Origin of the sequence: Desulfatibacillum aliphaticivorans DSM 15576, from assembly GCF_000429905.1 — a bacterium.
Taxonomy (GTDB): Bacteria; Desulfobacterota; Desulfobacteria; order Desulfobacterales; family Desulfatibacillaceae; genus Desulfatibacillum; species Desulfatibacillum aliphaticivorans.
Genome location: NZ_KE386982.1, coordinates 84,551 through 94,988, shown reverse-complemented (window position 1 = coordinate 94,988; position 10,438 = coordinate 84,551). Strand labels below are relative to the sequence as shown.

9 protein-coding genes and 1 CRISPR repeat array are annotated in these 10,438 nt (G+C 57.6%); all 9 genes read left to right on the top strand.

The genetic code is table 11. From position 1 onward, the window contains the following. Positions 1-223 precede the first annotated feature (223 nt). Genes G491_RS0126550 through cas2e form a run of 9 tightly spaced genes read left to right on the top strand, consistent with a single transcriptional unit; the run spans position 224 to position 9,567 of the window. The gene (locus tag G491_RS0126550; RefSeq protein WP_028316687.1) at positions 224-1,246 is read left to right on the top strand and encodes a helix-turn-helix transcriptional regulator; all 1,023 of its coding nucleotides are present in this window, start codon (positions 224-226) and stop codon (positions 1,244-1,246) included. 26 nt (positions 1,247-1,272) lie between these two features. Continuing rightward, positions 1,273-3,834, top strand: coding sequence for a CRISPR-associated helicase Cas3' (gene cas3, locus G491_RS0126545; protein WP_051327543.1), 2,562 nt, complete (start codon positions 1,273-1,275; stop codon positions 3,832-3,834). A 44-nt stretch (positions 3,835-3,878) separates the two neighbouring features. Further along, entirely contained in the window at positions 3,879-5,363 is a 1,485-nt protein-coding gene (gene casA, locus G491_RS0126540) for a type I-E CRISPR-associated protein Cse1/CasA (RefSeq protein WP_028316685.1), read from the top strand. Positions 5,364-5,414: 51 nt separating this feature from the next. Beyond that, positions 5,415-5,936 (top strand): type I-E CRISPR-associated protein Cse2/CasB, encoded by a 522-nt coding sequence (casB, locus tag G491_RS0126535; protein WP_028316684.1) that lies wholly within the window; start codon positions 5,415-5,417, stop codon positions 5,934-5,936. After that, on the top strand, positions 5,911-6,510 hold the full coding sequence (gene cas6e, locus G491_RS0126530; protein WP_028316683.1) for a type I-E CRISPR-associated protein Cas6/Cse3/CasE: 600 nt from the start codon (positions 5,911-5,913) through the stop codon (positions 6,508-6,510). Before casB ends, cas6e begins: the two co-directional genes overlap by 26 nt. A 31-nt stretch (positions 6,511-6,541) precedes the next feature. Next, complete coding sequence (gene cas7e / locus G491_RS0126525) at positions 6,542-7,693, top strand: type I-E CRISPR-associated protein Cas7/Cse4/CasC (RefSeq protein WP_028316682.1); 1,152 nt, start codon at positions 6,542-6,544, stop codon at positions 7,691-7,693. Then, entirely contained in the window at positions 7,686-8,408 is a 723-nt protein-coding gene (gene cas5e / locus G491_RS0126520) for a type I-E CRISPR-associated protein Cas5/CasD (RefSeq protein WP_028316681.1), read from the top strand. Before cas7e ends, cas5e begins: the two co-directional genes overlap by 8 nt. A 3-nt stretch (positions 8,409-8,411) precedes the next feature. Then, positions 8,412-9,272 carry a type I-E CRISPR-associated endonuclease Cas1e gene (gene cas1e, locus G491_RS0126515; RefSeq protein WP_028316680.1) on the top strand — a complete coding sequence of 287 codons (861 nt, stop codon included), beginning with the start codon at positions 8,412-8,414 and terminating at the stop codon, positions 9,270-9,272. Between the two features lies 1 nt (position 9,273). After that, positions 9,274-9,567 carry a type I-E CRISPR-associated endoribonuclease Cas2e gene (gene cas2e, locus G491_RS0126510; RefSeq protein WP_028316679.1) on the top strand — a complete coding sequence of 98 codons (294 nt, stop codon included), beginning with the start codon at positions 9,274-9,276 and terminating at the stop codon, positions 9,565-9,567. Between the two features lie 44 nt (positions 9,568-9,611). Next, positions 9,612-10,432: direct repeats of the CRISPR family, unit length 28 nt; unit sequence GTCTTCCCCACGCCCGTGGGGGTGTTTC. Positions 10,433-10,438 lie beyond the last annotated feature (6 nt).

Sequence of the window (10,438 nt, the reverse complement as noted above, 5' to 3'; positions counted from 1 at the left end):
CACTGCCGGATGATATGAACATTCATGATGCATCTCTTTTGCAGATTGCTTTTTTCGTGCTAATGCAATAAATGCGATTTTATGCGGGAATATTTTGTATTTTCGAGAATCGCATGGCAGGAAATTAATATTCTTAAACTCAGAATGATTTTGGTGCTTAAAAGGTCCTTTAAAATATGATACTGAAAAATTTAACATTAATAATACATTTTATAGGTGTGCAATGAGAGGCGATCAGCTTGCAAGGCAATGGCGGATTCTCAGGCATATTGAAGCCAGCCATAACGGGCTAAGCGTACGCGACATCATGGACCTGGAGAATACTTCTCGCCGAACCGTATACCGCGATCTGGAGGCTTTGCAGGCCGCAGGATTTCCGTTGTTTACGGAGAAGATCAAGGGCCAGACCAAATGGGCCTTTATTGACGACTACAAGTTTCAGGTTCCCCAGCCTTTCACCACCACTGAGCTCATGTCCCTATACCTCTACGGGGATTTCATTAAAGTCTTCAAAGACACCTGGTATTACGACGCCCTGGAGTCACTCTTTAAAAAAGTCCGCGCCACCATTCCCCGGGAAACCCTGGCTTATCTGGACAATGTCCAAAGCGCCTTTTCCGTCGGCATACGGCCGTTCAAGGAATACGGAAAATACCGGGAAATCCTGAACCAGCTTAGCAAAGTTCTGCCCAAACGGGAGCGGGTGGAAATGATTTACCAATCCCTGCGAAGCCCCAAAGAGAGCCTTCGCAAGGTGGATCCCTACGCCCTGCGATTCCTGGATGGAACCATCTACCTCATCGGTTTTTGCCACCTGCGGGGCGAAGTCCGGACCTTTGTGGTGGACCGCATAAAAATGCTTAAGGTTACAGGCGCCGCTTTCGACCTTCCGAAAGATTTTTCCCTGGAAGAATACACCAGCGGCAGCTTCAAGGTCATGCAGGACGAACTCCATACCGTGAAGGTCCGCATCAGTCCAGAATGGTCCCGATGGGTGGGGGAGAAAATCTGGCACGAAAGCCAGCGCATGAAAAAACTCCCGGACGGCGGATTGGAACTGGCTTTTGAAGTGGCTGGCCTGGATGAAATCAAGCAATGGATCCTGAGCCTGGGCAAGGAGGCATGTGTAATAGCTCCCGGGCAGTTGAGAGACATGGTTGTCAGGGAGATGCAGGACAGCTTGGAGAGGTATTCCTATGCTTTGACGGATGAAGATAATGCGAAAGAAGCCAAAAGACATTCCTAATCAAACTTTCTCAGAGGGAAAAAAACATGCGGCCGCCTAAGAATCATAACGTTCCCAAGCCCCCGCCTCCGTTTCCACCGTCCTTCATCGCAAAGACCGTTTCAGCGCCCGGTGGGGCTTCCTGTCCGGGCGTCGACGTCTTCACGCACTGCAAAATCGTGGGGATGGTCACCCGAGAATGGATGCAGCGACAGCCGGAATGGCTGGTTCAAAAGCTCTTTCCTTGCGGCAGCGAGTTGATTGCAGCGATTCACGACATCGGGAAAATCAGCCCGGGTTTTCAGGATAAAATTTATAATAGCCTTGGCGAATATCGTGGGCTGGCCTCCGCAAATTTGGACAGGAACATCGGCTGGCATTTCACTGTCAGCCAAGCCGCAGCCCGGAATCTGGGTCGTTACATACCGGAGATCGTCGGCCGCCACCACGGTGTTTCCCCGGCATCCCCCGGCTTCCCGGACGACGAAATATACGGAGGCCCGACCTGGCAGGCGGAACGGATGAAGACCGTGGATCGGCTAAGGGAGTATTTCCAATCCCCCTGGCCCGAAGTCGTCTCGGACATTCATGCGGACGTATTGTCCGGCCTCACGACCGTGGCGGACTGGATCGGCTCAGCCCTGGACATTTGCCCGTATGCTCCCAAGGGCCTTCCTTCCGACGAGGATCTTTCCCGGATGACCGCCGATGCCCTTGACGACGCCGGGTTTATTCGCCCCAGGATTAAAAACGGGCTGACCTTCAAGGATATTTTTGAATTCAGCCCTTACTCGCTCCAGGACGAAATGGCCCAAGCGGCCTCTTCACCCGGGGTGTATGTCCTGGAGGCCCCCATGGGCATGGGGAAGACCGAGGCGGCCCTGTTCGCTGCGTATAAGGCTCTTGAGGAGAACAGGGCGACCGGCGTTTATTTCGCCCTGCCCACCCAGTTGACCTCCGACAAAATGCATGAGCGAATGAACAAGTTTCTGGACGTCGTCCTGGATCAGAACTGCCCCCATAAAAAAGCCTTGCTTCTCCACAGCGCGGCGTGGCTTGGGGCCACTGAAATGGGAGAGGACGGACAGCCAGGCAAATCCTGGTTTGACTATCGCAAGCGTGGATTATTGGCGCCCTTCGCCGTGGGCACCGTGGACCAGGCGCTCATGGCCGCCATGAACGTCAAGCATGGATTCGTGCGCACCTTTGCCTTGGCGGGCAAATGCGTCATCCTGGACGAGGTCCACAGTTACGACGCCTACACCGGCGTTATCCTGGACCGGCTTGTCCAGGCGCTCAGGGAAATCCATTGCACGGTCATCATTCTGAGCGCAACCCTGGATACAACTCGCAGGGCGGAGTTGGTTTACTCACCGGGGGAAACCCCGGCTTCTGGAGACGACGCCTATCCCCTGATCACTGCACGCCCGAATAGCGGGCCGCCCCACGCCATTGCCTCGCCTGCAGTGGAAGAGCCAGAAATCCTGACGCGCATACATCCTGATGATGAAGAGGCCTTCGAGGAAGCCATTGACCGGGCTCAGCAGGGCCAGCAGGTTCTGTGGATAGAGAACACCGTAGACGGCGCCCGGGAAGTCTTTCAGCGCCTGGGCGCCCGGACTGCCGGCCTCGGCATAGAGTCCGGCCTCGTCCACTCCCGCTTTCTCAAAGTGGACCGTGAAGCCAACGAATCCTATTGGTCCGGGGTTTTCGGAAAGACCGGCCGGGAAAAGCGCGGGGAACAGGGCCGCATACTGGTGGGAACCCAGGTGCTTGAGCAGTCCCTGGATATTGACGGCGACTTTTTGGTTTCCCGCCTGTGTCCTACGGACATGATCCTGCAGCGCCTGGGCCGCTTATGGCGGCATCGGGAAAATGATTCTATCCGTCCCATAGGCGCCCGCCGCGAAGCCTGGATCCTGGCTCCTTCCCTGGAGGATGCCCAGGCCGACCGCCAGAGCATGGGCAAAAGCGCCGTGGTTTACGCTCCCTACGTCCTGTGCCGCAGCCTGGATGTCTGGGAGGGCCAGCCTCGATTCAAGCTCACAGGCGCCAAAATACGGGCTCTCATGGCGGCCACGTATTCCCATCGGAACGACCAAGGCCCCATGGCCGCCTACAAGCAGGAACTGGAAAAGGTAAAGGACAAACTCTCAAGGCTGGCGAGAACAGGCCTTTCCAGGAGCGGCAAGACCCAGTCCGAGACCAGGGCCCAAACCCGGTATTCGGAAATCGAAACCACGGACGTCCTGCTTATAAAATCCAAAATTCACGATCAAAACGGAACCCGCCTGGAACTGCCGGACGGGTCTTCCCTGGTTCTTTCCCCGGGCCTCCGCCTGCGGGACAAAGCCTATTGGCGCAGGGCCGCCGCCCGGATCCAACTGAACACCGTGACGGTTCCTGAAAAACTGGCCCCGGATTTCCATGGCCTGAACATGAATTTCCTCAAGGGCTTCGTGTACCTGGGCGAGGACGACGAGAGCCCCTTCAGGGCCGCCATGGTCAGGGAAAGCGGCGTCCTGGCCGGTCTGGACGGGCAGGAAGCCCTTCCGGGCTATGTACTCAAATACGACTCCGCCCTGGGATACAGGGCGATCCAACAATAACCTTCAACACAGGAAGAATGTTCATAATAATCATGGAGGCGCACATGGAAAAACGCTTCAACCTGGTGGAAGAGGAATGGATTCCCGTTGCGGGCCGGGGGCTTGTCAGCCTGCGGGACGTTTTTTCAGACCCGGCATTGGAGGCCCTGGGCGGGAATCCCCTGGAAAAAATCGCTCTCACAAAACTCTTTCTGGCCATCGCCCAGACCGCCCACACCCCGGCGGACGCGGACGAATGGCTTGCCATGGGGGCTTCGGGCATGGCCTCCAGGGCCGTGGAATACCTGGAGGAGCATAAGGATTGCTTCTGGCTCTATGGAGACAGGCCATTTTTGCAAATGCCGGCGATTATGGCGGCCGACATCCAGAATGTCAGCGCTGTCCTGCCCTTTGTGGCTACCGGCAACACCACGCAGGTTTTTGAAAGCCAAAAGGACAGGGATCTGAGTGACCCAGAGAAGGCTCTTGTATTGGTATTTCTTTCCTGCTTCGCCCTGGGCGGCAAAAAGGTCGATGCAAAAATCGTTTTAAGCCCGTCGTATTCCGAAAAATCCAAAACAGCCAAGCCAGGTACTTGTCTGGGCTTCCAGGGGTTTCTTCACAATTTTCTGTTCGGCGGATCCTTACAGGAAACGATCTGGTTGAACCTGTTCACGCTGGAGGAAATCGCTCGCATGGAGCAATTCCCGGAAGGGCTGGGCGTTCCGCCCTGGGAGAAAATGCCTGAAGGGGAGGACTGCTCCTTGGCCCGGAGCTTTAAGAACGCGTATATGGGAAGACTGCTGCCCCTGTGCCGGTTCGCATTGTTTGCGGACGAAAACTTCCATTACGTCGAAGGGATTTTTCATCCCGGCTACAAGGACGGCGCCTTTGATCCCAGCATGGCCGTGGACAACACCAAGAAGCCCAGGGTTCTGTGGGTTGATCCCGAAAAAAGGCCATGGCGCGAGTTGACATCTCTTCTCTCATTCATTCAGGCGGACAGCCCTCGATCTTTTGATTGCCCCCAACTGCGCAGCGGTATTCTCAAAGCCAGGAAAGGGGGACCCGGGAGTTTCAAAATTTGGTCAGGGGGGCTCAGGGTGAGTAGCAATGCGGGGGAGCAGTACGTCTCCGGCGCCGACGATTTTGTGGAGTCCGAAATCAGGCTCTCCTCCCAATGGCTGGGAGAAACCTGGCTCGCCTCCCTGAAAGGCGAAATGGATGCCCTGGAAGGCCTGGCCAGATCCGTATACGGATCCTCCCTAGCCTATTTCAAGCACCAAAAGGCTGACGGGAAAAAACAGGCGGCGCAGGCGTCCAACTTGTTCTGGCAGCTTTCCGAACGTAATTTCCAGGACCTGGTGGATGTTTGCGGCTCTGATATCGATGGCGGCGCCCATGGTATGCGCCCCCGGTTTGCCGATTGCGCCCGAACAGCCTTTAACACGTTTTGCCCCAGGGATACGGCCCGGCAGATGGAAGCCTGGGCCGCCAACCGTCCCAATTTATCCAAGTATTTAAAAAACGGGAATTCAAACTGTCCGTGAGCTCCTTCACGGCTTGCGGCTCATTAACCTTCAATCAATTGGGGGAATGAAATGGAAAAAGACGAACAACTCAGAAAGACCAGGGGGACGGAGTTCGTGTCCTACGCCATTAAAAGAATGGCTCAGGACGCCGGCTACGGAGCCCGCCTGCGCCGTGCAGACAATCCGGCCACCGAGTCCCAGTCCTGGGAGCATCTTGTGGGCTGGTGCGACCTTGAAAAGCCCTGGGAACGCGCATCCTTCGCCTCCATAGCTGCGGCCCTTGCCAGGGCCAAGCCGGAAAAGGACGGGGTTTGGGGCATCGGGCGGGCCCTGGCCTCCTGCTATGATGAGAAAAAGGAGTCCCAGCCCGCCAGAGCCCGCCTGCGCAGGCTCCTGGCCTGCGACGACGCTGAAGAGGCCTGCCGAGTGCTGCGCCCCATGCTGGCCCTCATCCGGTCCAAAGGAAAGCCCCTGTGCTACGCCCGGCTGCTGGATGAACTCCTATGGTTTGGCGAAAAGCGCAAACTTCGCTGGGCGGAAGACTTTTTCGGAAGGAGGGAACAAGATGATAGCGACCATGTACACCCTTGACCGGGGGGACTGCAAGGCCCTGGGGCTGAAGGACGTCTACGGGGTTCATAAGGCCGTCTACGACCTGTTTCCGGAGAACAACGGCCAGGGCCGGGATTTTCTCTTTGCCGACAAGGGCGGGGACTGGAACGGAAGGAAGATCCTTATTCTGTCCCGCCGGGAGCCAGAGCAGCCGAGCTATGGAACCATTGACTGCCGGGAAGTGCCGGCGGCGTTTCTGGATTGGAATTATTACGGCTTTGAAGTGGTGCTCAATCCGGTCCGGCGAGATAACAAATCCCGCAAGCTCATCCCGGTCCGGGGCCGGGAGAATCTTCATGAATGGTTCCTGAAAAAGGCGCCGGGTCTTGGCTTTGAAGTGGAGCCCCACAGCCTGCAAGTCAGCCGCATGGGCGTGGAAGCCTACGCCAAGGACGGGACCATGAGGACCCATAATACAGCAACTTTTATCGGCAAATTACGCGTCACCGATCCCGGCGCGTTTAAAACGAGCTTCACCCAGGGCATCGGCAGGGCCAAAGCATTCGGCTTCGGCCTGCTGCAACTGGTTCCTTTGACTTCAGACATTCAATAACCGCTTTATATAAATAAGGAGGCTTGCAATCATGGAAAAGAATCCGTACCAAAACCTGCGCGTGGAATTTCATATCCTCCAATCCTTCCCCGTCACCTGTCTGAACCGGGACGACGTGGGCGCTCCAAAAACCGCCGTGGTGGGCGGAACCACCCGGGCCCGGGTCAGCAGCCAGTGCTGGAAGCGCAACATCCGTTTGACCATGAAGGACCTGGGCGTGCCCATTGGAAGCCGCACCAAGCTCATCCACCAAATGATAGAGGACGCCTGCGCGGAACTGGGCGCCGATACGGACCAAGCCCAGGCCTGCGCCGCCCAGGTGGCGTCGGTGTTCATCAAAGAAAAAAAGGGTAAAAAGGATGACGGCGACGATTCCGAAGGCAACGGCTCGGATAAGAGCGACGCCCTTATTTTTCTCAGCTGGGAGGAAGTCAAAAAAATCGCCCTGGCCCTGCAGGAAAACAACTTCAGCACGGAATTCCAGGAGGAAAAGGTCACCAAGAACGGGGAGGCCAAAATCCAGAAGATCAAACTGGAAAAGAAAATCCAAAACCTTCTGGGTAAGCCGGATTTCTCCCGGGACGGCGTGGACATAGCCCTGTTCGGCCGCATGGTGGCCCAGGCCGCGGCCCTGAACGTGGAGGGCGCCGCTTCTTTTTCCCACGCCATTTCCACCCACAAGGTGACCAACGAGGTGGAGTTCTTCACCGCCCTGGACGACCTGCAGACCGAACCCGGGTCCGCGCACATGGGCGCCCTGGAGTTTAATTCCGCCACCTATTACCGCTACGTATGCCTGGACATGGGCCAGCTGTGGGAGAACCTGGCGGGCCAGCACCTTCCCCAGGCTTTGGAAGGCTTTGTCAAAGCCCTGTACCTGGCCCTGCCAAGCGCCCGGCAGGCAACCCAGTCCGGGGCCTGCTGGTGGGAGTTCTCCAAGGTTTTCGTGCGTAAGGGGCAGCGCCTGCAAGCCCCCTTTGATACGGCTGTCAAACCCCGCAACGGCGGCCTGCTGGAGCCCAGCAAGGAAGCCTTGTGCGCCTATCTGGCAAAAAAGGAGCAACAGGCGGGGTCCCTGTTCGGCAAAATCGCCGAATTCACCTTCGGGGAGGATAACGGGCCGTCCATAGACGACCTCGTCCTGTCCATCCAAAACGCAATCCAAGAGGTGGGCCATGAATAGCCGATACCTGCTTATGTGGCTGGAGGCCCCTCTGCAGTCCTGGGGGGCGGACTCCAAGTTTGGACGGCGGGACACCCTTCCCTTTCCCACCCGGTCCGGCGTCCTGGGCCTGCTCCTTTGCGCCCTGGGCGCCTCCGGGGAGCAAAAGGAGCTTTTGGCCCGTCTGGCGCCATACGGCCAGACCGTCATCTCCTGCGCCCGCACCCGGCCCGGACGCTCCGGCGGACAGCCGGAAAAAATCCCCCGACAACCCCTGCTCAGGGATTTTCACATGGTGGGCAGCGCCTATGATGACAAGGATCCATGGGAGCGGCTGCACATTCCCAAGACCAGCGAAGGGAAGCCCGCCGTGGGCGGAGGAGCAAAGCTGACCTACCGCTACTACCTCCAGGACGCCCGGTTCGCCGTGGTTCTGGATCTCCCGCCCGACCTGGCCGAGGACTTCGCCCAGGCCCTGCAGAATCCAGTGTGGGACATCTACCTGGGCCGGAAAAACTGCGCGCCCACGGAATTCGTCTTCCAGGGCGTCTTTGACTCCCAAAAGGACGCCATGGACCGGGCCGCCGCCCTCATGGAGGAAAAAGAACTCATGGAAGACTTCCGTGTGGTGGACGGGGAGCATCCGGGCGAACCCATCACCCTTAACGACGTGCCCTTGCAGTTCGGCCCCATGAAAAAATACCGGGACCGGCGGGTCACCGTCATCAGGAACTAAGCCATGGCAAAGGAAGCCAAAAAGCGGCTTTTCATCAAGGTTACCCGGGAAAACCTGCCCCAGGTAAAGGACAAGTATCCTTTCCTTTACCTGGAGCGGGGACGCCTGGAAATTGACGACAGCAGCGTGAAATGGATCGACTGCGAGAATAACGTGGTCCGCATTCCCGCCGCCGTCATAAACACCCTGCTCCTGGGGCCGGGAACCAGCATCACCCACGAGGCGGTCAAGGTCCTGGCCGCCGCCAATTGCAACGTGTGCTGGGTGGGGGAGGACAGCCTGCTTTTTTACGCCGCGGGCCAGTCCCCCACCTCGGACTCCAGAAACCTCCGATCCCAAATGCTCCTGGCCGCCGACAAAAAAAAGTCCCTGGAGGTCGCCCGAAGAATGTTCGCCATGCGCTTTCCCCAGGAGGATCTCGCCGGGAAAAGCCTCAAGGAAATGATGGGCATGGAAGGCCATCGGGTCCGGGCCCTGTACAAGGACCTGGCCGAAAAATACAAAGTGGGATGGAAAGGCCGCTCCTACAAGCCGGGCAAGATGGAGATGAGCGACGTCACCAACCAGGTGCTCACCAGCGCCAATGCGGCCCTGTACGGCATCCTCACCTCGTCGGTTTACAGCCTGGGCTATTCCCCCCACATCGGCTTCATCCACTCAGGAAGCCCGTTGCCCTTTATCTACGACCTGGCCGACCTGTACAAAAAGGACCTCTGCATTGACCTGGCTTTTGCGTTGACCCTGGAAATGGGAGGAAGATATAATAAACACACCGTGTCCGAAGCCTTCCGCTCCAGAGTCGTCGCCATAGACCTCCTGGACCGCATCGCCAAGGACATCCAACACGTCCTGTATGGAGATTAAAATGCTTGTCGCCGTCGCAAACCACCTGCCTCCGGCCGTCCGGGGCCGCATGAAACTCTGGTTCGTGGAGCCAAGGCCAAACGTTTTCGTCTCCGGCGTTAAAGACTCCGTGGCGGACGGAGTCGTGGAATACCTGCTGGACCACTGCCCGCCGGAATCCGGGCTCATCCTGTTCCAGCGTTCCAATAAACCGCCGGGCTACAAAATCCGCGGGCTGGGCGATCATACCAGAGCCCTGGTGGAAATCAGCGGCCTGCAATTGGTGCAGGAGAAAAATGGCCTCTTGGCAAAATAGCAAGATGTTGTTATTGGGATAACAAACGCCGACAAGATGTTGGTGTCTTCCCCACGCCCGTGGGGGTGTTTCTCGGCTTGAGCAATGGAGTTGATCTGGACGAAGGTCTTCCCCACGCCCGTGGGGGTGTTTCTGTGTCGCCCAGGGTTAAAGCGCGGGCTGCGTCGTCTTCCCCACGCCCGTGGGGGTGTTTCTTGTGTTGGTGAACCTGCATCAGCAAGTACAGGGTCTTCCCCACGCCCGTGGGGGTGTTTCCAAGCGCAGGCGATTTTCCGTGCTGGTCTGTCAGTCTTCCCCACGCCCGTGGGGGTGTTTCCGTGGTCCGCCACGCCTTCCGGGACATTGTACTGTCTTCCCCACGCCCGTGGGGGTGTTTCTGGAGTTCCCAGCGTCCGTGACAACATCAGACGGTCTTCCCCACGCCCGTGGGGGTGTTTCCGTTGTCCATTTCTCCGAGACCGGAACCCCATAGTCTTCCCCACGCCCGTGGGGGTGTTTCCGGCTGAAAGTATGAACGCGATGATAGGCGTCAGTCTTCCCCACGCCCGTGGGGGTGTTTCTTGTACTCGGCGCTTACTTCCTTTTTAAATACCGTCTTCCCCACGCCCGTGGGGGTGTTTCTCCCAGGCCGTGTGCACGAGCATTGCCGGGTCGGTCTTCCCCACGCCCGTGGGGGTGTTTCCATGGTTTTCCAGCGGCTTGCCCTCTGGTATCGGTCTTCCCCACGCCCGTGGGGGTGTTTCCTATCGTTGGTTTTGCCCGTGACCTTATCAGCCGTCTTCCCCACGCCCGTGGGGGTGTTTCTTTGTCCTTGCTGGTCGGTTTCAATATATCGTAGTCTTCCCCACGCCCGTGGGGGTGTTTCCATATG

What these genes read in the sequence shown, in the direction of transcription:
- G491_RS0126550 (WP_028316687.1), top strand. Translation starts at nt 224, where the DNA reads ATGAGAGGCGATCAGCTTGCAAGGCAATGGCGGATTCTCAGGCATATT.
- cas3 (WP_051327543.1), top strand. Translation starts at nt 1,273, where the DNA reads ATGCGGCCGCCTAAGAATCATAACGTTCCCAAGCCCCCGCCTCCGTTT.
- casA (WP_028316685.1), top strand. Translation starts at nt 3,879, where the DNA reads ATGGAAAAACGCTTCAACCTGGTGGAAGAGGAATGGATTCCCGTTGCG.
- casB (WP_028316684.1), top strand. Translation starts at nt 5,415, where the DNA reads ATGGAAAAAGACGAACAACTCAGAAAGACCAGGGGGACGGAGTTCGTG.
- cas6e (WP_028316683.1), top strand. Translation starts at nt 5,911, where the DNA reads ATGATAGCGACCATGTACACCCTTGACCGGGGGGACTGCAAGGCCCTG.
- cas7e (WP_028316682.1), top strand. Translation starts at nt 6,542, where the DNA reads ATGGAAAAGAATCCGTACCAAAACCTGCGCGTGGAATTTCATATCCTC.
- cas5e (WP_028316681.1), top strand. Translation starts at nt 7,686, where the DNA reads ATGAATAGCCGATACCTGCTTATGTGGCTGGAGGCCCCTCTGCAGTCC.
- cas1e (WP_028316680.1), top strand. Translation starts at nt 8,412, where the DNA reads ATGGCAAAGGAAGCCAAAAAGCGGCTTTTCATCAAGGTTACCCGGGAA.
- cas2e (WP_028316679.1), top strand. Translation starts at nt 9,274, where the DNA reads ATGCTTGTCGCCGTCGCAAACCACCTGCCTCCGGCCGTCCGGGGCCGC.